The 24500-nt window shown below is 34.8% G+C and carries 19 protein-coding genes; 1 reads left to right on the top strand and 18 read right to left on the bottom strand.

The features are described from left to right. Window positions 1–9: 9 nt before the first annotated feature. The 9 genes from EOV51_RS07435 to EOV51_RS07400 form a co-directional block, all read right to left on the bottom strand. On the bottom strand, window positions 10–2790 hold the full coding sequence (locus tag EOV51_RS07435; RefSeq protein WP_128151427.1) for an OmpA family protein: 2781 nt from the start codon (window positions 2788–2790) through the stop codon (window positions 10–12). Window positions 2791–2811: 21 nt separating this feature from the next. After that, window positions 2812–3303, bottom strand: a complete 492-nt coding sequence (locus EOV51_RS07430) for a DUF4280 domain-containing protein (protein WP_128151425.1) — start codon at window positions 3301–3303, stop codon at window positions 2812–2814. A 96-nt stretch (window positions 3304–3399) separates the two neighbouring features. Next, window positions 3400–4518 carry a hypothetical protein gene (locus tag EOV51_RS07425; protein WP_128151423.1) on the bottom strand — a complete coding sequence of 373 codons (1119 nt, stop codon included), beginning with the start codon at window positions 4516–4518 and terminating at the stop codon, window positions 3400–3402. A gap of 83 nt (window positions 4519–4601) precedes the next feature. After that, window positions 4602–5654, bottom strand: a complete 1053-nt coding sequence (locus EOV51_RS07420) for a DUF2931 family protein (protein WP_228427596.1) — start codon at window positions 5652–5654, stop codon at window positions 4602–4604. Window positions 5655–5733: 79 nt separating this feature from the next. Then, window positions 5734–6060 carry a hypothetical protein gene (locus tag EOV51_RS07415; protein ID WP_128151419.1) on the bottom strand — a complete coding sequence of 109 codons (327 nt, stop codon included), beginning with the start codon at window positions 6058–6060 and terminating at the stop codon, window positions 5734–5736. Further along, entirely contained in the window at window positions 6014–7414 is a 1401-nt protein-coding gene (locus EOV51_RS07410; RefSeq protein WP_128151417.1) for a T6SS phospholipase effector Tle1-like catalytic domain-containing protein, read from the bottom strand. The genes EOV51_RS07415 and EOV51_RS07410 overlap by 47 nt, the downstream gene beginning before the upstream one ends. 7 nt (window positions 7415–7421) lie before the next feature. Continuing rightward, on the bottom strand, window positions 7422–8387 hold the full coding sequence (locus tag EOV51_RS07405; RefSeq protein WP_228427595.1) for a DUF2931 family protein: 966 nt from the start codon (window positions 8385–8387) through the stop codon (window positions 7422–7424). A gap of 73 nt (window positions 8388–8460) precedes the next feature. Beyond that, window positions 8461–8637, bottom strand: a complete 177-nt coding sequence (locus EOV51_RS14650) for a hypothetical protein (RefSeq protein ID WP_164875263.1) — start codon at window positions 8635–8637, stop codon at window positions 8461–8463. A 7-nt stretch (window positions 8638–8644) separates the two neighbouring features. Next, complete coding sequence (locus EOV51_RS07400; RefSeq protein WP_228427774.1) at window positions 8645–10420, bottom strand: type VI secretion system Vgr family protein; 1776 nt, start codon at window positions 10418–10420, stop codon at window positions 8645–8647. Between EOV51_RS07400 and EOV51_RS14780 the strand changes: the two genes are divergently transcribed. Next, window positions 10358–10516, top strand: a complete 159-nt coding sequence (locus tag EOV51_RS14780) for a hypothetical protein (RefSeq protein ID WP_228427802.1) — start codon at window positions 10358–10360, stop codon at window positions 10514–10516. The two genes, EOV51_RS07400 and EOV51_RS14780, sit on opposite strands and share 63 nt — an antisense overlap. Before the next feature lie 464 nt (window positions 10517–10980). Here the strand turns inward: EOV51_RS14780 and EOV51_RS07395 are convergent, their stop codons facing one another. From EOV51_RS07395 to EOV51_RS07355, 9 genes are all read right to left on the bottom strand, one after another. Continuing rightward, on the bottom strand, window positions 10981–11301 hold the full coding sequence (locus tag EOV51_RS07395; protein WP_128151411.1) for a DUF493 family protein: 321 nt from the start codon (window positions 11299–11301) through the stop codon (window positions 10981–10983). Window positions 11302–11353: 52 nt separating this feature from the next. Beyond that, window positions 11354–13123: an AMP-dependent synthetase/ligase gene (locus EOV51_RS07390; protein ID WP_128151409.1), complete on the bottom strand. Its 1770-nt coding sequence runs from the start codon at window positions 13121–13123 to the stop codon at window positions 11354–11356. Between the two features lie 155 nt (window positions 13124–13278). Continuing rightward, window positions 13279–17031, bottom strand: a complete 3753-nt coding sequence (locus tag EOV51_RS07385) for a DUF3857 domain-containing protein (protein ID WP_128151407.1) — start codon at window positions 17029–17031, stop codon at window positions 13279–13281. A 173-nt stretch (window positions 17032–17204) separates the two neighbouring features. Beyond that, window positions 17205–18476 (bottom strand): serine hydroxymethyltransferase, encoded by a 1272-nt coding sequence (gene glyA, locus EOV51_RS07380; protein WP_128151405.1) that lies wholly within the window; start codon window positions 18474–18476, stop codon window positions 17205–17207. A gap of 138 nt (window positions 18477–18614) precedes the next feature. Beyond that, the gene (gene galE / locus EOV51_RS07375; protein WP_181951018.1) at window positions 18615–19643 is read right to left on the bottom strand and encodes a UDP-glucose 4-epimerase GalE; all 1029 of its coding nucleotides are present in this window, start codon (window positions 19641–19643) and stop codon (window positions 18615–18617) included. A 36-nt stretch (window positions 19644–19679) separates the two neighbouring features. Continuing rightward, window positions 19680–21677: a KUP/HAK/KT family potassium transporter gene (locus EOV51_RS07370; RefSeq protein ID WP_181951017.1), complete on the bottom strand. Its 1998-nt coding sequence runs from the start codon at window positions 21675–21677 to the stop codon at window positions 19680–19682. A gap of 87 nt (window positions 21678–21764) precedes the next feature. After that, a complete protein-coding gene (locus EOV51_RS07365; RefSeq protein WP_164875262.1) occupies window positions 21765–22577 on the bottom strand; it encodes an endonuclease/exonuclease/phosphatase family protein in 813 nt (270 codons plus the stop codon). Between the two features lie 220 nt (window positions 22578–22797). Next, window positions 22798–23688 (bottom strand): rhomboid family intramembrane serine protease, encoded by an 891-nt coding sequence (locus EOV51_RS07360; RefSeq protein WP_128151397.1) that lies wholly within the window; start codon window positions 23686–23688, stop codon window positions 22798–22800. A gap of 10 nt (window positions 23689–23698) precedes the next feature. Next, window positions 23699–24478, bottom strand: a complete 780-nt coding sequence (locus EOV51_RS07355) for a rhomboid family intramembrane serine protease (protein WP_128151395.1) — start codon at window positions 24476–24478, stop codon at window positions 23699–23701. Window positions 24479–24500 lie beyond the last annotated feature (22 nt).

The following is a 24500-nucleotide window of genomic DNA, read 5'->3' as shown; positions in this document are numbered from 1 at the left end:
AGAAAATTGCTAATTATTATCTAAAAACACAATATTAGGACTGTATCCTGTAAAAGCTTCTAATTTTTCCATTATATCAAAATCTTTAAAGAAAATATCATGAACTTCTTTATCTACAATTTCCTGATTGAAATTAAGCCAACTTAGCCAGCTTTTTTTAGTAGATAAACCCGCTTCAGCTTTTAATACGAAATCTACAGCGAGTCCTTCAAAAATAAGTTTAGGCCTATAAAAAAACTTATTATCTTTATAGTTTAAAGTATGTCCAAATGAAGCCGTTGCTTTTCCTGAAGCTTTAATTTGTCCTCTTACATAAGCTTTTACACCTACTATCACATATTCCCCTTCTATTATAATCTCTGCTATTAACTGTATAGATAATCTTGTACTAAGTTCGGCCCTAGCTTGGGTTTGTGTATTTGACTGAGTATTAATTTCCAAATTTGCTTCTCCATTAATCATTCCGGTAATAATTAAATCCATCCTAAAATCTATTCCAGCTTTAGCTGCCCAGTCCTTTACCTCATGATAAACTTTTAATACCACTTTATTCGCTGTTCCTCCTGATAAATAGGTAGATCCAGCTTCCAACAAACCAGCCAATAAATCTATCGTTATTTCCAATCCTATTAATGGTTCTGCTTTGAAGAAAAAATTGAGCAAAGTACCTAATTTCGGTTGTTTAACCTTGTCAACATCTCCTCTTATCAGTTCCCATTCAGACCCAATAGAAAAATTAGGCGGTTTCATTTCTATTTTATAGGAAGCTTCGGGAGTTGCTTGTCTTATCCCCCCCTTGGTAACATCAGTAATTACTTTAGATATTTCCTTCAGCCCTCCAAAAATATTATAAAAGGCTTTTATTTTGCTTTCATACTTAAAAGTTGCATCTTGTTTATCCAGATATTTCTCCCCATTCTTGTTCCATTTAGCTTCTAAAATAACCCCCCATTTTATATTTGTTTGTTTCCAACGGGTTCCTGCACCAATTTTCCCAGCCTTGCTTTGCATTTCTTTATGCTGTGCAGGAGAAAGTTTTGACCATTTAACGCTAAGTTCATCACTTAAATTCATATAAAGTGAAAACATCCATTTGATATCTGGGTAGGCATGTACTACAACCGTTGGATTATTGTTTTCAGAATAATAACGACATGAGTGTATATGAATATGAAATTGATTAGGACTATTAAGACTCGGAATTATATATTTTAAAGGAAGAACATCTATTTGAGGAAGGGTGGAATATACAGGAAATTTTGATTTCCCTGTAGGATGATAGGGTTTAGGGCGAGTACCATCGCTCAATTTTTGTTCTATATCAATAATTGTAATTGGTTTTGCTGGATTTCTATTGTGTGAATCCGTGAAACATTTATTTACATTCATGTCCTCCACATTCAAGGTCAGTTGTTTGGTAAACTTATTCTTTTCATTTTGACTGTAGAGTGAAGGAGCGGTGGTCTCAAATATAATACTACTGGCATCGTGCCCTATAAAAGTAAAAGAAATATCGACTCTTCGTGCTTCCCTGTAATTTTTTTCATCTTTATATTTAATATTATCACGACCTTTTTTATCATCCGTAGCATCAATTTCTCCCCGTCCTTTAGATATTATTCTTTTAGGATCCAGCTTACCGTCAATAAATATTTTTTGGATAGCATCAGATCTTCTTTGTGATAATTTTTGGTTATATGTTTCCGGACCTATTACACAAGCATAACCGTCAATAGTTATTGTAGAGTGCTCATGCTCAAGTAAAAATAAAAGTATATTATCTATTTTCTTTTTATTTTCAGGTGTAATATCGGAGCTATTGAAGTTGAAGTAAATAGTTCGGCTAATCTTTTTTTTAGGATTTCGAGATTTTATTTTTTGTCCATTATCAAATAATTTGACCGGATCTTTTTCATCTTCATCAATAATGAAAATTTTAGTGAATTTACAAGATTCATAACGTTCCGGATTATTTTCAGGCACCCCTATCTGAGTAGGTGTTAAATTAACCGAATTATTTACTTGAGTATTTGAAACTTTATTTAGAATTTTTAAAGAAATAGCGTGTTTGTCGTCATTTTGGTTATCTTTGATGTAAGAACCTTTAGCGTCTTGCTTAACCATGACATAAAAATTTTCTTCTTCCCTAATTTTGTACGAAATTCCCCAAGAAGATTTTCTTAATTTAGTATACCAGTCATAAGTATTATTAATTTCTAAAGTAATAATTCCATTAATACATTGAACTTTTGAATATGTATAAATAAGTGGATCTTTTCCTGGTCGAATATTATAAATATCAACAATAATATTTTTATATCCATTTAACCCTTCCGTTTCTAAACGAAGAGTAACCGAATCGCCATAACGAATCGATTCTAAATTCTTGATATTTTTATTTTTAAATAACCATTTAGATTTTACTATTTTTGGTTCCGCATAACCTCGTACATGTAATCCTACTTTTTTTGGATCGGGTTTGCCTCCCAAACTCGCTTCTATGTAGAAAAAATATTTTCCACATAAATATTCAGGTATGGAAAAACCATAAAGTTTGGATGAAGGTATAGTCATTTGGTTAATAATTATTTTTCTATCCTCACTCTGTTGTATCCATGTTAAATCTTTTTTCTTATCCTCAGCATTAGTTCCTGCTTCCCATTCTCCGACAGTAAATGTTGCTTGTTTGCCTGCAACTATTGTCATATATTCATTCGGTTTAGATAAATCAGCTCTAACAACTCCCGTTTCTTTTCCTGTCCACTTTATCTTTTTAACGCCTTTTGCCATAATTATCTGAATGTTTTACGATTAAATAGAACTATCTTCTCCTCCTTCAAGTATTAATTCTTCTTCTGTCATCTCATTGATATCGACCATAGGGTTAATCTGACTATGGATTTCCCGATCAACATTTTTAAAATTCTGAGAACTGGGTTCTGATATTTGCCCGTGGTGGGTAATGGATATGCAGGGTAAACCTGCAATAGCACAAATCGCTTTACTATTTTCTAAAATTATTTTCCCTTGATTGCTTAAGGTTACGGGTTCATAAAAATCTGTCCATTGCGTAATATTTACTTTGCAGGGAGGTGGAGGGCTTCCCATTTTGGAACAACTTCCAAAAGTATTATTTTTTAAGGTTGAAGAGCCTAATTCCTGAGTGGTAACTATTAATTTATCAGAACCCTCGGCGTCATTGGCATATTCTTTTGTATGGGTGTTTACCACCAGGCTATCAGGAGCATTTCCAAACTGGCATGCACAGGTAGCTCCTTGTACGACTATATGCTTTTCACTCATGATTTATAATTTAAAAATAAAATTTATATAATAAAATAATTACTATTCAAATATAATAAAAAACGGCTATTTATTATCTAATAATAAATAGATTCATCAATCGAATAGAAAAGATTTTCTATTTTGCGACTTTTCTTCTTTAATTTGACCAATATTTATAATTCCTACTTCTTTTACATAGGTACTTTTGTCCTTTACCCGGGAGGCAGTGACGTATACTTTTCGTTTTTCAGCAAGCTCAAGCGTACATTCCAGATACAAGCTTTCAATTTCGCTGTATTTTGGTTCTAAAAAGTACCGAGCCCTATACTTCCCTAAAGCCGGAGGAAGAGATTCTTCTTCAGGGACTCTTACCGGAAAATAGGCTTCGTTTTCAAAATCGAACAGGCTTCGTTCGTCGCAAGATACTCCTTTTCTATCTATACAATAGAGGGTTTCATTTTCATCCTCTATGAGGTTTATCTGATCATTTACTTTATATTCCACTGCTGGAATAAAGGGTAACACAGGAAATAAACAATTGAGAGTCTCGGCATTCTCGTTTGAATATTCGTGATATAACCCGTTAAAAAAGGTCTGATAAAACCAGTCTTTTTTTATTTGCTGAAACAACAAGCCAGAACTGGATATTATTTGATCGTTTTTGGAAATATACCTTTCAAAAGTCTCCCCGATATAGTTATCTTCAAGATCTTTTTTGTTAGCATTCCATCTTTTTTGTATTTCCGAATCATTTAACAGATCGGTAATTTCTCCGGAAGTATTAATGGATAAATCCATAGGATAAAGAGACGAGACTACTTCACAGGCTAGTTTATCTGCCATTAAATTGGGTTCCTCATCATTAATAAAAAGATCAGTACGGTAAATACGTACTTTATTTCTCTCTAACCAGGTGATTTCCGTTTTAAATTTTATTGTATTTTCCTTTTCTCCTGTAAACGACGATACCATCACCTGATAGATATTGGTTTTTAATTGAGGATTTAGATTAAGTGTAAATAAGCCCTGCTTTAATTGAGAAATATCTCTATTTACAGATGCTTTTTTGGGTTGATAATAAATTTCTTTAAGCCTGCCCGGCAGTTTATCGCCAATGAGTTGAAAAAGCTCGCAATGATTGTTGTGAAAATTTTTAAGCTCAAAAAGGCTCAGACCTAAAGCTGAAGCTATGCTCTCTAAGGTATCTCCTCTTTTTATCAGGTATTTTTTCATAGACTTTCGTTTTTTTATCAGTTTTCGATTATAAATATTTTACATTTATTAAATCTTACTATATAAATAAATCTACTCACTTTTTATTTTTTAAATTCATACGGAAAAACATAAACAATAATATCGGTTAGTTCCACTTCTTTTTCCGGGGTTCGTACCCAGACGGTCATCTTCTGCGGATCGGCACCTACTTTAAAAACCAGATCTATGGGTTTGTCTTTTTCCATCTGTTTAAATACCCGGTAGGCCTGTTCCTCTTTGGTATCTTCGGGCCAGTAGGTTCCTTTTTTTGATTTATATATTTTTAAATAATATTTAGGATCTTTCGTAAAATAGACCAAGGCATAATAGCCTTTACCTTTAGCATCGGTAAAGTAAAAACGAAACCAATACGGAACTGCCCGCTCTTTATATTGATCGTTCCCTAAACGGGGAGGAAAAATTCCTTCTTCTTCGGCATTAATAGCTTTAAAATGTAAATAAGATACCGGTTTTGCCCCTTCCACCACATATTTCCACAAAAACCGCTCCCTATAGCTATCCCAAAGATTGTATGGCAGACTATGGGTGGCTATTTCTTTTTTTACTTTTTCGGATGCTATTTTTTCTAAATAATATGCAACCGTTTCTTCCCTACCCCCATTTTCAAAAATATCTCTCCATTTCCTCTGTACTTCCTTTGCCTGATAAACACCTAAACCTACCTGATCCATAGGACCGAAAATCCAGAGATAGACCTTGCCCCCGGGGGTAACGCTTACCGTAAGTCCGTTGTATTTACGATAGGGAAGCATCTTACCGGACTGGCTGTCGTTAAAAGTTTTTCCCTTCTCATCGGGGTCTTCCGAATCTTCCTCAAATAGTTGTACAATCTTTTCGTAGGGCAGGGCAAAATCTCCTTCGTAAAATTTATCTTCCGAATCAGAGTAGAAACCAATATGCAGACTGTCCGGAGCCGGATTTAGCCCGCTCCCTATGACATCCCCCCCTCCTTTCGCTCCCCATGGACCGCTTAAATGATTGGTATATATAGGGATACTCTTTTCTCCGGGAGAACTAAAGTATCCGTGATATAAATGCATTCCATACCCATCTGCACAAAAGGCATTGGTCGTATATTGGTAGTTTTTTTCCATAATTTTCTGACAAGAGAACAGGGAGATATTCAACAGAATACAGCCTGTAATAAGTAGTATTTTTTGTACCTGATTCATATTATCCGGTTATTATTTTTCGTTTATTATCGCTTCGGGCCCCGTGTCCGGTTTTTCCGGTAGCCGACCAATGGACATATCTGTTGCGCAGGATTTTTTCATTGGTAAAATCGAGACAGTCCTGATACCGTATCTTTGCGCCCTGCCGGGGAGAAACTTTTTTTACTGCTTCTATATAGGCGTCCAGCCTGCTTTTTACATAGCCCAGAATATGTATTTTTTCTGTAGAAGTCTTTAATGGAATAGAATATTCTTGTTTTTTTATTTTAAAATTATATTTTCTAATAGTATATCGGCCTTTTCCTGTTTTTTGCCGGATCCATACCAAACCAGTCTCTGTCTGCCGACCAATGGAGATATTTATTCCGTAATATTCTTAAATCTTTTTGTTCTTGAGAAATGCTGTCATTTGTATTAAATGTATACGGATAACCTCCTCCCATTACATATTTATTTAACCTTTCTTTAACCCTTACCAACAGAGAATCATTGGTTATAGAATATTTTTTTTGTAATTCGATTTTATTTATGGTTGTTTTCCATTTAATAGCATGTTCTGCCATGAAATGCAGGGGTATATAACTATATGTTTTGTCTAAATACCTGGTTCCTTTAAGTTTAAAATAAGAATTTGCTTTTTCTGTTTCTATAATTAATTGTTTATCATCATCTAAGAACCATCCCTCAGCTATTAACTGTTTTTTTAATTTAAGTAATTCTGGAGATGATTTTCTTAAATCTCTGAATGGATTGATAATCCAGTCGGTTTCAATTTCATCTACTATTTCGGTTCCAGTATTATAACTGCCACCTATATCAGAATGAACTCCTGGAAATTCCTTGGAAATTCCTACCAGTGTAGGGGTTAACCCAAAATTTTCCCGGTGTTCGTTTTCTGCTGTAAAATGTACTACTTGGGTAGCTTTATGCAGAGTGTTTAGGCTTAATTCCTTAACATCATTTTTAAAGTTAGGAAGAGCATCAAGATTGCTGCTATTAGGATCATAAGACGAAACAGTATCAAAAATACCAAGAAAATGTACCTTTATATACTTTACATCTATGTTGAGTTCTTTAAGTTTAAACCCCAAATGTCCCATAGCTGGAAGCTTTTCCTGCTTCATTCCCACTTTTTCCCCATCGGCATCTGTATATTCCGTAACATAGTCGGCTGTTTTAGCTATTGAAAGATAGGATTGTTTTCCTATTTCATAGGTAAAGTTACGGGCAGCCGCCGCTCCTCGGCTAAAGCCGAAAACATACAGGTATACTGCAGTAATTTTATTTGTCTTATTTGTTTTTGCTACATTAGCTATTTCTTTAGCTAAATTTTCACAGCCTTTACGTACTTTCCACCTGATTCCAGTATCTCCTTTCCCATATTTAAAGCCAGGACCGGAATCGGAACCCTTAGTTGTGGTACCTATACCTTCTATATACAACCGTTCATCTATTTTGTATTTATCCCATAAACGAGCAACGTTAGACCAGTCGTTATAGTAGCTGGTATCTTCTGCTTTATTCTGTCCTTTTTTCTTAAAAAAATCAGAATTCTTTTTTCGTTCATCAGTATTGTCCTTATTGTTCAGGGTTCCGTCAAAAAACAGTCCTACGGAAATGGAAATCTGATCTTCCGCTAGCGGTGGCGGATCATAAGTGCCGAATTGAATATTTGCTGACATAATGAATTTATTTAGAGGCTGGTATAAATATTGGTTTACTACTTTTTATCTCTACAGTATCTCTTTTATTGGTAAAATATAGGCGGGGAACTGAGTTTTTATCTTTAATTTCCACCACAAAATCAATAGGAGTAGAATTTCCTAATTTTGCAAAAGCCTGAAAAATCTCCTTTTCTTCAAACTCTTTTATTTTTACATAAAATTCTTCTCCTTTTTTATCAAACCAGAAAAAACCGAAATTTTTTGGGATAGCACGGATTTTATACTCTCTTTTAAAATAAATATCGTTTAGAATATCCTCCATTTCTCCATTATAATAACTTATCCCAAAAAAACGCAACTTATCTAATTCAGGGATGTTTAATATTGGCCTCCAGAGATATTTTTTTTTGTAAGTTTCATAAATATCTGGACTGGGATAACCGTATTTTTTTATCTTTTCTTTAACCTCTGGCAACATATATCCCATATTACGTTCTGAAAAATCTTCATCAAAAACATATTTAAAGTCTTCGTAGACTAGCTCACGTGTAAGCAAGGTGTCATGGGCTTGTAGACTAGTGACTTCTACCTGCTGTCCTCCTCCCAACCATACCGTTACTCTGCCTTTAGGAGCAAGTCCTATAATAATATTATTATAAGTTTCATGCTTTCCCGAAAACCCATCAATAAAACCATCTTTAAACAGGTTATATATCCTTTCATGAGGGAGTTTCCATTTTCCGGTGTAGAATTTGTTTTCTTTAACGGAATACCAGGTGAATTCTAAAGAATCGGGTACTGACATCCGTTCTGTGGATACGCTCATAGTTCCGCTGTCGTTTCCCCATCCGGAGCCGCATACTCCCCAGATATGGTCGAAGCTATAACTAAAATCTTTGGCTATAATGGCTCCGCTGTACGGATAGACCGGATATTCTGCGGGGGCAGAAACCGTACCCAACCATGTGAATTGTTCTTCTTTTTCTTCCATTTTTTGTTGACAGTTGATTAAGATGAAATTACTTAATAACAAAAATATAAATAGTATTTTTTTATCTAACATCTTATTTATTTATTTTATTTCCCTCTGCCTGTATTTTTTTTGTGGAATGTAATTTTAAATATCCATATTTGGCTTCCACATTAACTTTATCTGCAATCTTTATCAGTTTATGAGTATCAAGTGAATAACGGTCTTTTACTTTAACTTCTATATTTTTTGCCTGTTTTATTATTGCCATAATTTTTTTAAAATAAATTAGACTTCTCTGAACTGTTCAGCATTACAGTCTGTCCACTCTGTAAGGTCATGTTTTCCTGATTGCTGAAAATCTGTGCCTCATTAGAAACTTCATCGGATACAGATGAATTTCTTCTGAAAGTATTTTCTACTATCTCTGTACGGTTATCAGAAGTTTCCATAATATTCCCTGAAGCTGTCTGGTATATATCGTTTCCTGCAGTCTGGTTTATATTCTCGCCAACGTCTATAGACAGGTTTTTAGCAACACTTATATCCATATTTTCACCAACATTTATTGAAAAATTCCTGGGAGCATTCATGGAGATATTTCCTTCCCCGTCCATAAACATACGGTTACCGCTGGGGTCTTCAATCAGAATGGAACCCTGTCCTTCGGCATCGTTAAATACGATTTTGGTTCCGCTACGGGTCTGTATGACTTTGAGGTCGTTTCCTTCGGTATAGTAGGCCGCTATTTCTCCTCCGTTGTAAGTGGTTCCCAATACTACCGGATATTCGGCATTTCCTCCCTGAAAGGCTACCAATACGGTTTCGCCTATCTCAGGATTCAGGTAAGTGCCTTTGCCGCTTCCCGCATGGGGCTGTATGACCTGCACCCAGGGGCTCTGGCTGTTTTCGGGCTTTTGCCAGGTAAACTGTACCCGCACACGTCCCATCTTCAGCGGGTCCTGATTGTCGGTTACGGTGGCATGCTGCAAATCGGCTTTCGGAAAGGCGTTTTCTTCGTACACATCGGGTACGCTAAGGTCTTTGGGTATGCCTTTAAAACTATTGGTATAGCCTTCGCCATCGGCAAAATGATGGGTAATTTCCGTGATTTTATAGGATTCTACCGGTACTTTTCCCGATTTGAATATTTCATGGCCTGGCATCCAGGCCATCATCTTTACGACCGTGCCTACCTGTAGCTCCGGATGGTTGGTGGTGGCTTCCATATACACCAGGTTCTGCCTGTTTCTTTTTTCCCTTTCTACCGAGCGTTGCAGCTGCGAGGCATCGGCAGGATTTTGAAGGTAATGTCCCGAAGGGGATACGTTAAAGGCTGAGGCCGAGGCATTCTGGGCAAATTGCTGGAAAGGGTTTTCCGAGGCCTGCACGGATTGCGAGGAGGAATCTACGCTATAGTCTTCCGCCTGCTTGGGATCGTACACCGAGCTGCTGAACTGCTGAGGCTTGATTTCCATTTTAAGCTCATAATCGTAAATATCTTCGCCTTCGGTAAGCTCTACGATTTTTCCGCCCCAGGCGGAGAAACGGAACTGCTCGCCGGTATAGTGCAAATTTTCCCCGTACCTTTGGGAAAGCCTCCGCAAAAAGTGGTAATCGCTTTCGTTCATCTGTACGGTATAGGGAAGTTTTTCTTTGTAATTAGGATTGAGGTCAAAGTTTACCAAATCCTGCGGATAGCCGGCGGTTACTTTTTTTACAATGTCTTCGAAGCTGGAATCTTCAAAGCTGCGGCAGTGCCTTCCGTTTTCCATCAGGACAGAGGGCGATTTTCCGCGTAAAACAATATGTTTGGAGCCGTTTTGTATCCGGCTGGATATCTGGGTGATTACGCCAATAAACTGACTCATCACCCGGCCGTACTGCCGGAAGGAAAATGTGATCCTCTTACCCAGATGGCGGCGGGAGTTTTCCAGCGGATAGGCTTTGGATTCGGAAAATTCGTCGGGGTCGGCGGTAAGCTCAAACTCGTGGTGTCCGCTAAAGGACTGCTTCAGCTCCAGCTTCAGGTTGGTCTGGTTGAAATAATCCACTCCCTGTATCTGTACACTTATGCTGACCAGCGAGCTGTTGCCGTACTGGCTGTCTTTGTTTCCTCCGTAGCGGGCATAGTAGCTCCCTTTGTTTAACTGCTCTATCTCTTGTTGGGTATAGAGTTTAAAAGATTCACTTTCATTAGGACTTAGTGATTTCATAAAATATTAATAATAAGTAAGATTTATAAATATTTACTGGTAAAACGAAGTAAAATTACTATTTTTTTTTATATGATTTACTCAGACACCTATATTTCTAAGAAAAAAAAGTACAAAAAAAATAATAAAACCTTGTATCCTTTATCTATAAAGAAACATAATCTCAGTATTTTTTTGTTATTTATATGTTTTTGTTGGATTTTCATAACAAAGACAGAAAGTATTCTGCCGCAACTTTCGGGTAAAAGGGAAAAAACGGGAACCTACGATAAAGTCTGAGTCAATTGATCCCTAATTTTAATAGTTCCTGGTAGGATAATGGACGTATAAAATAAAAGTCACCTGGATAAAATTATCCCGATGACTTTTTTTATACTTATTTATTTGTTTGTTTTTTTTTAGAGCATCACAATATTTTCAATACCTGCTGCTTCTTTGTAGTATTCTATCACGGATGTGGAATCTGCCACATACATGGTTATGGTTACACTGGTATATTTGTTGTTTTTACTTTCCTTCATTGAAAAGGTGGCTGAACCGTGATCAAATATTTTATGTAACTGTGCAATCTTTTTACTTTCTGTCGGAATTATAAATTTAAACATATAATTTCCAGGAAAACTATGTTCTTTATCTAATTGCTCCTGGAATCTTGTATAAAATTCTTCCGGATTCTGGTTGGCATTTTCCAAGATTTCAATTTTATTTTTCTTTTCCATACGGTAGTAATTGCAAAACTTAAGCCAATTCTTACACCTGTCATAATGTCCTCTATTCCTGGTACATTTTGTTATACAAATCGATGTATTTTTCTTTGATTATTTTTCTTCTGAGCTTGAGGGTAGGTGTTAGTTCCCCTCCTTCCACGGACCATGTCTGAGGAGTGAGCTCTATTTTTTTAATCTGTTCCCAGTGTCCTAACAGTTCGTTCACTTTTTCTACTTCCTTCATGATTCTGTTTTGAATACTTTCATTTTGGATGATTTCTTCCTGCGAACCGGAGGTACTTATGGGTAAATGCTTGAATTTAATATACTCTTTGATAAATTTGAAATCGGGCTGTATGATAGCACATGGCATTTTTTCACCGTCTCCTACCACCATCGCCTGCTCTATAAACCGGGATTGTTTTAAAAAGTTTTCCGTAATCTGGGGCGTAATGTATTTTCCGCCGGAGGTTTTAAATATTTCTTTTTTTCTGTCGGTAATGGTTAAAAATCCATCTTCCATAAAGCCAATATCTCCGGTTTTAAACCATCCGTCTTCCGTAAATGATTCTTTGGTTTTTTCTTCCTGATTATAATAACCGATAAAAACATTAGGCCCCTGGGTCAGAATTTCCCCGTCTTCCGCTATTTTTACCTGAGATTCTTTAATTAGCGGGCCCACGGTACCGAAGCGAAATAAACTTTTGTCATTGCCATTTACAGCTATTACCGGGGAAGTTTCGGTTAATCCGTATCCTTCCATGATCGGAAGTCCGGCGGCAAAGAATATACGGTTCAATTTTCCGGAAAGTGCTGCACTTCCACAAACTATAAGCCTGATATCTCCCCCCAATCCTTCTCTCCATTTACGGTAAACAAGCATGTCTGCGAATTTGTGCTTAAATCCGGCCGGCTGAAAGGGCTCAAATTTTTCGGCAACTTTTAACGACCATAAAAATATCTGTGATTTTAACCAGCCACCGGAGGTTCCTTTGGAGTAAATTGCGGTATACAATTTTTCGACCACCCTGGGTACGGCAGTAATGATATGGGGTTTTACTTCTTTTAAATTCAGGGCCAGCTTTTCAATGCTTTCGGCAAAAAATATACTGTACGATCTATACATGAATATATAGGTAACCATTCGTTCCAATACATGACAGATGGGAAGAAAACTCAGGACTCTGAAATTTTTATCGTGCTCCATCAATACTCGTTCGTGGCTGTTCAAAACATTGGAAACAATGTTTTTATGGGTAAGCATCACTCCTTTGGGTCTGCCTGTGGTACCGGACGTATAAATAAGGGTAACCAGATCCTCCGGCTGAGCCATATCTTTCAGGCTATCTACTTCGTACTGGGTGGAATCATCTTCTCCCATATCGCTGATAGCCGTCAAACAGGTAGCGCCTTCTACCTCATCAAAGGTAAAGATGCTTACCAGCTCAGCACAATCTTCCCTGATATTCTGTATTTTATCGTATAATTCTATATCGGAAACAAAACAAAATATAGATTTACTATCGTTCAGGACATACTTAAAGTCTTCTTTACTCAAGGTAGGGTAAATAGGTACGGTAACCGCTCCTACCTGCTGCACGGCATAATCGATAATCAACCATTCCGTACGGTTTACGGTAGTTATAACCGCTATTTTATCTCCCGGCTTAATTCCATATTTAAGAAGCCCCCTGCTTACCTGGTTTACCTGACTTATCAAAGACTCGGTTGAGGTTTCTTCCCATATTCCGTTTTTTTTAGTCACCAGAGACTTTTCAATCGGGTGATTCTTCGATTGATGCGCCAGGATGTCAAATAATCTCGTTACTCCCATTTTTTTGTTTTTTGTTTTTATGAAAATACTAAATATATATGATTGTTACAAAACTATTTTATATAAACACAACCCGTTGGGGCAATTTTTTATTTTATTACGTTAACGGATTGTATTTACTTTGTTTTTTTTTGGGGTCTGATTGATTGTTCTCCTTATTTGTATCCTATAATATCATCTTCTGCTTCCAATACTTCTTCTACAAATTTTTTAAATTCGGGATATTGCTGTACGGATACATCTTCCCAGGAAGTTTTTACTTTTTTCGTCACTTTTAAATGTGCCGGGGAAATCACGTCATACGTGAGCTCATATGTTCTGTTTCCGTACTGATATTTCTTAGCGGAAGGAATTTCAACAAAGGTGGAACCTTCGGGTAATTTCAAATGAATTTCTTCTTCATATTCATTTTCCGATTCGTAGTTTACATAGTAAATATCTGAAGTTCTATTCTCAGTAATAATCACCTGCTTGTTATACGCCTGTGATAAAAACGGTACTGAAAGTAAATTCATACTTCCGATTTTTTTAGGCTTTTCGGAAATCTGAATTTCAATTTCAATCTGGAGAGGATCGGCTGTTAAATCTTTTCCTTTTACTACTTCCATAGATTTAACGGCTATGGTTTTATTGAGTATTCGTCCTATGATTTCCTGTATGCTCTCTTTTCTTTCTTTTTCTGAGTATGTTTCAGAAAATAATCGATTGTAGTAGGATTTGGATGCTCCGTAATAAGACTGAATCAGTTTTATTTTTTTATTATCCGGATTGACCTCTACGTAAGCTTCTATCTTGGTTTTACTCTGAAGATTATTCTTAAAATCCAATTCTATAAGCTTCGCCTGATCGTGAGTATTTTTATCCTGCTTAATAACTAACGCTTTCGCTTTATAGTTATGTAAAGAGCCGGCTTTGAAAGGAAGGTAATTATCCGTTAGTTCTAAAAATAAATCTTTACCCTCTATAGTTACCCGGGCAATGCAGTGGTTAAAGTTAGCACTTGGAAGCGACAAGGCATTAGCGGCATGATCATTCGTCAGAACCAATACCAGATCAGCTTCTAATCCGGCTTGTCTGGCTAAAATCACAAAAAGGGTGGATAAATCTTTACAATCTCCCAGTTTGGTTTGAATGGTTCTTGAAGGTTTCTGCGGGATGTGCCCGCTCTGCCTGAAATCAACATAGCTGTATTTGATATTTTTCTGTATATAGTTGTATATTTTTTCTGCTCTTTCACTGGGTGATAAGGAAGAAATTCCGGAAGGAAATATTTGATTAAATGCCAGTTCTGTTTTTTTATCATATACCATGACCTTGTTTACCAAATCGGCATACCAGTTAACAATATCTCCCCAGGTTTTAATGGTGGATACCCTCACTGAAATTTGTGAATCTGAAAAGGGTCTTGAGAAATATTCGTTGTTGTCTAAAGGTTTTAGATTGGTCAACGTCCAGCTTGTATAGATTTTTTTATTTATCTTTTTTGTTTTTGCCTGCACGTTACTGTGGTTGATATAGGTCTGATAGGTGGTTTTTTCCGGAGTAATGACTGTAAAAGTGGACTCAACCACCGGATAGACGCTGTTAAAATAGGATACTTCGTTAAAATCTTTATAGAAACGCCCGGATGTGCGTTCGATTTTTTCGTATTGGATAAGCACTACGTCGCCAATTTCCAATTTAGGAAATACTAAGGTTCCGGAATTTTTATCTGCCGGAATTATAGTTTCATCTGGTTTCACTATTTCTGATTTTACGATATTTACCGCGTATCCTAAATAATATTCTTTCAATTCTTCTATTCCCTGTTCTGATGTTATTTCATAGATAAGTGTGGCCCGGGTTTTATATCCTCCCTCAGGAAAAACATTGACAATATACTCGTCCAGCAACCGCGTAGTTCCTTTCTCTCCTACCCATTGGGTGTTACGCCTCTCTTTTATTAATTTATATAAATCCTTTTTTGCTACCTGATCTATCTCATCATCTTCATTATTAATATCTTTCAAGAAGTTATACAAACTAATATTCGTAGAGTTATGGGATAAGGATTTATTTATATATTCTATCGATTTCTGTTTATCGTTCACATTCATATATAAGTATCCTATATTTGATAATACGGTATATGAATATGGAAAATTAGCGAGAGACTCGAAAGACTGTTCTAAAGCTTCTTCAAATTTTTGTTCTTTGTTTAAAAGCTCTACATACTTCATCCTGTAAACATTTAGTTGCGGATATTTATCTATAAACGAAAGCAATAATTCTTTATATTTTTCGTCTTTATTTTCTATGCTATATCTATTCAACAACTCATTTACAATATCAAAATTATCCATTTGCTCTAAAGCTTTTTCCAACCTCAGAACCGCATTGTCATCTGGATTTTTTATGTAATCAAATACATTAATAAATTCTAATAGTATGGAAGAGTTTTGATAAGATGTATCTAAAATTTTATTTGACTTATCTAACATCCCTGCCAAGTCCTGCTTTCTAGCATCTATAACCATATCAATGACAAATTTGAAAACTTCAGCTTTTGTATTTGCCAGATTTCTGCTCATTTCTTCCAATTCGTTAATAGATGCCGTTGACATCCAATTGGAATCTTTAATTTTACTTACATATGATAAATAATACTTAGGATCATCCATCTGAATATTTTTTAAAATTTCGTTGGCTAACTGATCTTCTGATATGTTTGTGTTATACTTCATTTTCAGTACTCTTAGCAAGGAAGATTTAGGGTATTTATTTTCTAATTCAACCAACAGATCATGTGCCTGGGTATTCTGCTTATTATTTAAATACCCATTGAGCAAGAGAAGCTTATTTACTATAGACGATGGCTGCTCTTTTATTTTTTGTTTTAAAAATGTTACAAATTTAAATTCCTGTTCTTCAACGTTAAGTTCTTCAATGCTGGATTTTTTATATTCTGTGTATTGATCATAAAAATGTAATCCTGTAACCGGTCGATCATGTTCATCTGTAATACGTGCTATAATAGTGGTTTTATCCTGTAATTCAGATTTAATTACTAATCGGTTTACTCCCTGGCTGAGCTTTACTTTAAGAGAGACTCCTCCATATTCATAGTTTCCTTTATTTAATGTTGAATAGATCTCGCAATCATTTAAAAATATTTTATATTCACATTCTGTGCTCACCAGTAAATTTACTTCCTGCTCTACCGGATTATCGATAAATGTTTGAGCATACATGATCCCTGATCCATATTCCAGTTCATTGGAATAAAAATGAAAACCTCCTAGATTCTGAAAATGTTTCTGATTGTACCATCCCACTAACCCATGCGTATTGGTTGTAAATAATTTATCATTATTGGCATAGGTTTCCGGCTCATATTCTATATCCATACCGCTTCCGTTGAGATTTTCAAATACTCCGCAGTACTGCCAGTGAATGATGGGTTGAATTTTTTCTAAAATTTTCTTTGAGTTTTCATTGTTTCCTCTCAAAACATCGTAATAGGCTTTTAACATACCTACGGATAATTCGGAGGAATATTTCTCGTTTGATGATAAAACATCTAGTTTGACGGGTGTAAATAAATCAATGCCAAATGCTTTGTCAGTTAGCATAAACGGATAAGAAAGCAGAGGATATACATAGGCTTCATCCGGCGAAATCTTTACAAAATTTTTAACAAAGGTATCATCAAAAAAAAACATTCCTTCTTCCATACTGATTACCGCATCGAGGTATAAATGTTCAAAGTTGGTAGTTCGGGTTTTACTTAATTGTTTGTCAAAGAGATTTCTTGCTTCGTTTCTTTGATTATTTAACAGTAAGTTCCAGATTTTTTCTTCTGTTTTGTTTTGAGAAAATAGGCATAGACTGAGTAATAATAAAAAAACTGATATGTTTTTTTTCATCATAATTTTTGTTTACAAGTAGTTATAAATAAACAAAGTTATAAGCGGTATAAAAATAACGTTATAACTTGTTTTTAAACACTTTACGTGTTTACTATTTTAGAGAGTTTTTTTTATAAAAGTTTGAGGCGGGTACGATAAAAGAGTATCTTACCCGCCTCAATTTTAGTATTTATTTACCATTGAAATAATGGTCTGGAATTCATAAGTGAATTCACTTCAGCTTTTACCTTATTTATTTTGCTTTCATCTTCCGGATGACTGATTACTTCATTAACATATTCAGCCACTTTAACCATATCTTCTTCTTTTAGTCCACGGGTTGTTACAGCTGCAGTTCCAAAACGAATTCCGGAGGTAATAAACGGACTTCTGTCATCGTATGGAATCATATTTTTATTACAGGTAATATCTGCCTGCCCTAAAACTTTTTCCGCCACTTTTCCGGTAATATTTTTATTGTGCAGATCTATCAGCATTAAGTGATTGTCTGTACCTCCTGAAATAATTTCAAAACCACGATCCATCAAAGCTGAGGATAAAGCCTGTGCATTTTTAAGCACTTGCAAAATGTACGTAAAATATCCATCGCTCAGCGCTTCGTTAAATGTGATGGCTTTAGCTGCAATGATATGCTCAAGAGGTCCTCCCTGAGTTCCTGGAAATACTGCACTATCCAAAATCTGAGACATCATTTTAACTTCTCCTTTGGGTGTTTTCTGCCCCATGGTGTTTTCGAAATCTTCTCCCAGCATAATCATTCCACCTCTGGTTCCTCTTAGCGTTTTATGGGTAGTTGTAGTTACTATGTCACAATACGGCATGGGATCATTCAAAATTCCTTTAGCTATCAGGCCTGACGGATGGGAAATATCAGCCATTAAAATAGCTCCGACTTCATCTGCAACTTCTCTGAATTTTTGATAGTCATAATCTCTGGAGTAAGCAGATGCTCCTACTATAATCATTTTTGGCTTTTCCCTTCTGGCAGTCTCAGCCATTTCTTCATAATTAATTCTTCCGTCTTCTTTATTTACTTTATAAAAGACAGGATTATAAGTTAATCCTGAGAAATTTACGGGAGAACCATGAGTGAGGTGTCCTCCATGCGCCAAATCCAACCCCATTACGGTATCTCCAGGCTTTAAACAGGCTAAAAAAACGGCTGCGTTTGCCTGTGCTCCTGAATGCGGCTGAACATTTACATATTCTGCTCCAAATAATTCTTTGGCTCGATCAATGGCCAGCTGTTCTATTTCGTCAATTACTTCACATCCGCCATAATATCTTTTTCCCGGATAACCTTCTGCGTATTTATTGGTTAAAACCGAACCTGCGGCTTTCATTACTTCTTCGCTAACAAAGTTCTCAGAAGCAATTAGTTCTATTCCTTTAACTTGTCGTTGTCTTTCCTTTTCAATTAAATCGAAAATAATATCCTGACTCATAATTTAGTTTAATTTTATTCAAATATACATAGTTTGGAAAAAATAAAAACCATTTTATTTTAAAATAAAATGGTTTTTACTTATATGGATTTATTTTTAATACTGTTGGTTTTTCATTGATATTATCAAGAAAAAAAACTACTTCCTCTCGCTCCTGTATTTTTTCTCCCAATTCCAGGCATCAACAACCATATCATCCAGTGTTTCTTCTGCTTTCCACCCCAGAATATCATTGGCTTTCTCACAGCTTGCATAAATACTTTCAATGTCTCCTTTTCTTCGATCTCCTATTTTATAGGCTACTGACTGTTGATTCACCTTTTCAAAAGTTTTGATAATTTCCAATACTGAATAACCTTGTCCTGTTCCTATATTAAAAACTTCATAAGAAAAATTTTGTTTCTTTTGTTTTAAATATTCACAAGCTTTGACATGTGCTTTCGCCAGGTCTACAACATGTATATAGTCTCTTACGCATGTTCCGTCGGGAGTCGGATAATCACCTCCGAAAACTGTTAATTTTTCTCTTATCCCTATGGCCGTTTGTGTTATAAAAGGCATAAGATTGGAAGGTATTCCTTTCGGTAACTCTCCTATTAATGATGATTTATGTGCTCCTACAGGATTAAAATATCTTAAAGCCAGTGCATTCAACCAGCCGGTAGCTGAAACTTTTTCTAAAATATCTTCTGCCATTTGCTTGGTACTTCCGTAGGAAGATAATGCCGGCTGTAAAGGTGAATCTTCATTGACAGGCAGCTTCTCCGGCTGCCCGTATACGGTTGCTGAGGATGAAAAAACCAAATTTTTGATTCCGTAATTTTTCATTTCATCTAAGAGCGTAAGCAATGAGAGCAGATTTACTCTGTAATACTCCAGTGGAATTTCCATAGATTCTCCTACTGCTTTTTTAGCCGCAAAATGTATACAAGCTTCTATTTCTTTATTTTCATTGAATATTTTTTTTATATTTTCAGATTCCGTAACATCGTAAGGATAAAATTTAACCTTTTTTCCTGTAATTTGTTCTATCCTTTCTAAGATAAATATTTCTGAATTACTTAAATCATCTACAATTATCGGTTCGTATCCTGATTGTATCAATTCTACAACTGTATGAGAACCAATAAACCCTAATCCTCCTGTTACTAAAATTTGCATACTCATTTATTACTGATTTTTAATTATCAAATAATTATTTATTTATTCTTTGTACATTTTAACTCTTTTAATCCTGCTTTTATAGATTACATCTGTCAACATAGGAACCTCTTCTACCTCTACATTGTACGTATCCAGACCTAAAGCTGCTGTATCTGATATTCCTATATATTTTACAAGATTATAAAATCTAAGAATAAACCTTTCTTTGATAGACAATAGATATTCCTGGTTGAAAACCCTATCTATGAGTATATATTTAAAATCTGCAGGAATTTCATATTTTTTTAATGAGGCATAATTACTGGTAAGATTAATTCTACCTGAAACTTTTAAATCTTCTAATACCTGATTGAAATATATGTTAACCAAAGGTTCCACTTTAAACCCTAATTTAAAATTAACCTTATAAAGTGTATTGGGTATCAGCTCGAGCACGTCGTATTCGAACGTATAGGGATTAGTGTCGTTCTCTACGCGTATAAACCAATAATAGTCTGCACGTTTTGGATTTTTATTTACAATGGAATAAATAATTTTCGCTTCTATTTCCTCCGGCTTTTTTGCTCTTGTCACATAAACCAGATTGGTCGAGTATTTAGGTATGTCTTTGTCAGTTTTCATATCCCGCATTACGGGCAAATAGGGCTTTAAGCTTATATACTGAACATACTTGTTTTTTAATTTTCTTCCATTAAACCAAATGTACATACAAAAGGCAATAGCTCCAGCCAGGAACATGGTTATCCATCCACCTTCAGCAAATTTAAGCACGTTGGCATAGAAAAATCCTCCTTCAATAGCAAAATATACGATTGCGAAGAGCAAAATTAGAAATATATTGACTTTTTTTATGTGAAGGTAAAATAATAAAAGTACAGTGGTCATCAGCATAGTAATTGTAATGGCCAGACCATAGGCTGCTTCCATTTTTGATGATTCTTCAAAATGAAGGACTATAAATATACAGGCCACCAGAAGCCCCCAGTTAACCACAGGTATATACATCTGACCTTTTTCGTGTGAGGGATACTCAATTCTTTGGCGTGGCCAAAAATCAAGTGACATAGCTTCACTAAAAATAGTATAAGAACCTGTAATTAATGCCTGACTGGCAATAACTGCTGCTAAAGTAGACATTGCTATACCTGCAATAAGGAAGTCATCAGGCATCATCATAAAAAACGGATTTCCTCCGCTTGCAGCTTCAACGGGGTTAGATAATATCCAAGCTCCCTGTCCGAAATAATTAAGTATAAGACATATTTTAACAAAAAACCAGCTGATTCTTATATTTTTAATTCCGCAATGCCCTAAATCTGAATAAAGAGCCTCAGCTCCGGTAGTACATAAAAATACAGCTCCCATAATCAGCAGTATCATATGCTTTGCCTCTAATGCTGTACTGGCACTACCTCCGACCTCAAACATAAGATTAATTGCATAATAGGGATTTAAGGCTTTAATAACATATAAATGCGGCAGAAACTCTATAATACCTAAAACGGCAAGCATAACAAACCATAAGGTCATGATTGGTCCGTAAAATTTACCTATAGACTGAGTTCCAAACTGCTGAACAACAAATAATGCAATTAAAATAAAGATGGTAATGGGTATAACCTGAGTTTGGGGATTGTAGTTTTTTAAACCTTCTACAGCAGACATAATAGTCATTGATGGAGTGATTACTCCGTCCGAAACTAAAGTAGCGGCTCCAAAGATAGCTATAATATATAACCACTTCTTTTTCATCTTTTTCACTAATGAATAAAGAGCGAGAATACCTCCTTCTCCATTATTGTCAGCCCGCAGAGCGATGATTACATACTTAACGGTCGTTTGTAGTGTCAAGGTCCAGATAATACAGGATAAAGCTCCTATAATAAAATCTTCAGAAATTTGGTGTTCGTGATTGGCTGCGACTATAGCTCTCATTACATAGAGAGGAGAAGTACCTATATCACCGAAAACAATCCCAATGGTAACTACTAAGCCTACCAGTGTAAGTTTAGATGTTTTAGAATTACTTTGTTGCACTGTATAAAATTTAATTTTAACAGATGCAAAGTTAAATCTTTTTGTATTAGATTGAATTTTAAATAGCTGTTATTTCAGTTTGTTATCTTAATTTTCTTCAATTTCCATTACAGCAGTGACCGGATTGTGATCCGAATAATTGACTTTTGTATTTACAAAGCTTTCTAAGGGTAAAAATTGGGAACTGGTAAAGATGTAGTCTATCCGTATGGGGTAAAAATAATCGTAAAAAGTCATTCCTAATCCTTTTCCACTTAACTCAAAAACATCCTGCATATCCTGTTTTAATGCAAAATACTCATAGGAAAGCGGAACAGAGTTAAAATCACCACATATAATTACAGGATGCGGTGATTCCTGTATATATTTGGTTAAAAGATCAATCTGAACCTGATGCTTTTTAAAACCTGTAGTTAATTTTTCAGCCACTATTTTTGTTTTGGAACCGGCTTCATCTACTTTTTTAATTTTGAAGTAATTTTTATTTAAAAACATGGGCTCCAGATAAATGCTCAAACATCTTATAATTGATTTCTCTGTCTGAATATCTGCTGAACAGGCATACCCATTTCCCGGAAGAATTATTTTCTGTTTATTGATTATCGGATATTTTGAAGAAATCCCAACTAAATCAAATACCGCATTGTACCTGTCTGCTAAAAAAGTTTCTTTAGACCTCCACTGTCTTGTATAAATTTCCTGAAAAAATGCAATATCAATATCCTGATCTATAATGTACTGCTCTAACGCTCGTAAATCTTTACTGTTATTTGCATACCTTATATTGTAAGTTAAAATTTTAAGCTGATGACTTTTATTCTTTACTTTATCTTGAGTATAATTGTTCCCGAAATGAATGTATTTTTTTAATGGAAAAAATAAAACTCCTGTAAAAAGCATAAAAAATATAAAAACTATTTCTTCTTTTAACAGCCATATAAAGGTTAAAATTACATGAATAATCAGTAATATCGGGAAAAGTATTGCAACAATACCTAAATACGGAAAGATTTTGGGGGTTATAAATTTATTTAAATAAACCGAACATAAAAGTACTACTATAATACTGTGTATTATAAGAAAAATGTAATTACTTTTTTTACGGTTTCTTATTATCATTTTATCTGGATGCTTTAAATAGAAAATCTTTTTCTTCCCGTGTTAAGCTTTCGTATCCACTTTGAGAAATCTTATCCAATATTTGGTTTATTTTTTTCTGTTTATCCAACTTATCCATCGAATACTCCTCATCGCTTTTAGGTCTTTTGGAATACGTATTTCCTCCTGGTTCTGCTTTAAATTTGCTTTTGGGTCTACTTATAAATATTTTTTTCCAACTTTCCCATTTATTTCTATCAGGAATTATAAACCCTAAAAAATCATTCCCAGCCTGATAAAATTTCATGTAAAAATACCCAAATCCTGCAGCAGCAAGACGAGCAATAATCAAAGGAAGTGTTTCTGAATGTGACCAGGCTGTTATCAAATCCAAACCTATGATGATCATTCCTAATATGTATATTGGAAATTGTACCGGCAGTGGAAACAAGGAAACTTTCATTTTGGGATTATATGAGATAACAGCCAGTAATACACTATAAATACCTAAGGTTGCTCCTTGCAAGTACTGACTTCTGAATCCAGATAAAAATGAGCATAAAATAAACGCTAAAGCTCCTGCAAAACTTCCTAAAAAGAAAAATTTAATAAAGCTTTCTCCATTAAAAAACATTCTGAATATTTTTTCAACAAAGTAAATCATAATCATTGTTAAGGCCAGATCTAAAAAATTCAGATTAACAAAGATAAAGGTTACAAATGTCCATAAAAAAGGAAATACTGAATTATATGAAAGCAAAATATATTTTTCAATAGAAATATTGAATCCAGAAAACAGCAGAAAATTAAAAATTCCGAATACTACAGTAGATATTACGGATATATATATAAATTTTATTCCCTCGCTTCCCGATTTATAAATTTGGATCCATTTATTTAAAAATTCATTCATAATTTCTTATTTAATTCCAACGATATCTGTTTTTTATCCAGTGTTTAGTTAAAAAGAATCCAAATACTGCACCTCCCAAATGGGCAAAATGGGCAATGTTATCACCTTGAACCTGATTGATTCCCAGATAGAGTTGAAATAAAATCATCAGCGGGATATAAATCTTTACCGGTACAGGAATTGGGGGGAAAAGTAATATTAAAATCCTATTAGGAAACAGTAGCCAAAAAGCTACTAAAATACCATATATAGATCCACTAGCTCCAATCCCTAATTTAAGTAAATCTATATAAAATTTTGATGCTAAAGTATAATCAGTATTTTTAGGAAGGGAATTTAACCACTGATTTCCCCTCTCCTGAATTTCATCATAAGTAGTTGTTAAATTTAATTTCGCATACTTGTTAACTTCATTTAAAGGTACATTTGATTCTACTAAAGAATCATATACTTTTTTAAACTCAAAATAATCAACGATGTTAGACAATATAAATGCTCCTATTCCACAAACAAAATATAGAATAAGAAACTTTTTTGCTCCTAATGCTTGTTCAACCGAAGAGCCAAACATCCATAAGGTAAACATATTGAAGAAAAAATGAGTGAAATTTGCATGCATAAACATATGCGAAAGAACCTGATACCAATGAAAATTGGGAGATAACGGAAAAAAAGCTCCAAAAATAAAATCTAAATCTACTCCATACATATTTAATACGTATTTCCCTATAAAAAAAATCGTATTAAGGATTAACAGATTTTTTATGACCGGTGGTATGTATATATTCATTCTTATGTTTATCTAATTATGT

The sequence above is a fragment of the Apibacter raozihei genome, from assembly GCF_004014855.1.
Classification (GTDB): domain Bacteria; phylum Bacteroidota; class Bacteroidia; order Flavobacteriales; family Weeksellaceae; genus Apibacter; species Apibacter raozihei.
This window is presented reverse-complemented; position numbering and strand designations above follow the sequence as displayed.

Coding starts and splice junctions, on each gene's coding strand:
- EOV51_RS07435 (WP_128151427.1), bottom strand. CDS start 2,790: ATGGCAAAAGGCGTTAAAAAGATAAAGTGGACAGGAAAAGAAACGGGA.
- EOV51_RS07430 (WP_128151425.1), bottom strand. CDS start 3,303: ATGAGTGAAAAGCATATAGTCGTACAAGGAGCTACCTGTGCATGCCAG.
- EOV51_RS07425 (WP_128151423.1), bottom strand. CDS start 4,518: ATGAAAAAATACCTGATAAAAAGAGGAGATACCTTAGAGAGCATAGCT.
- EOV51_RS07420 (WP_228427596.1), bottom strand. CDS start 5,654: ATGGAAAAAAACTACCAATATACGACCAATGCCTTTTGTGCAGATGGG.
- EOV51_RS07410 (WP_128151417.1), bottom strand. CDS start 7,414: ATGTCAGCAAATATTCAATTCGGCACTTATGATCCGCCACCGCTAGCG.
- EOV51_RS07405 (WP_228427595.1), bottom strand. CDS start 8,387: ATGGAAGAAAAAGAAGAACAATTCACATGGTTGGGTACGGTTTCTGCC.
- EOV51_RS14650 (WP_164875263.1), bottom strand. CDS start 8,637: ATGGCAATAATAAAACAGGCAAAAAATATAGAAGTTAAAGTAAAAGAC.
- EOV51_RS07395 (WP_128151411.1), bottom strand. CDS start 11,301: ATGGAAAAGAAAAATAAAATTGAAATCTTGGAAAATGCCAACCAGAAT.
- EOV51_RS07390 (WP_128151409.1), bottom strand. CDS start 13,123: ATGGGAGTAACGAGATTATTTGACATCCTGGCGCATCAATCGAAGAAT.
- EOV51_RS07385 (WP_128151407.1), bottom strand. CDS start 17,031: ATGATGAAAAAAAACATATCAGTTTTTTTATTATTACTCAGTCTATGC.
- glyA (WP_128151405.1), bottom strand. CDS start 18,476: ATGAGTCAGGATATTATTTTCGATTTAATTGAAAAGGAAAGACAACGA.
- galE (WP_181951018.1), bottom strand. CDS start 19,643: ATGAGTATGCAAATTTTAGTAACAGGAGGATTAGGGTTTATTGGTTCT.
- EOV51_RS07365 (WP_164875262.1), bottom strand. CDS start 22,577: ATGCTTTTTACAGGAGTTTTATTTTTTCCATTAAAAAAATACATTCAT.
- EOV51_RS07360 (WP_128151397.1), bottom strand. CDS start 23,688: ATGAATGAATTTTTAAATAAATGGATCCAAATTTATAAATCGGGAAGC.
- EOV51_RS07355 (WP_128151395.1), bottom strand. CDS start 24,478: ATGAATATATACATACCACCGGTCATAAAAAATCTGTTAATCCTTAAT.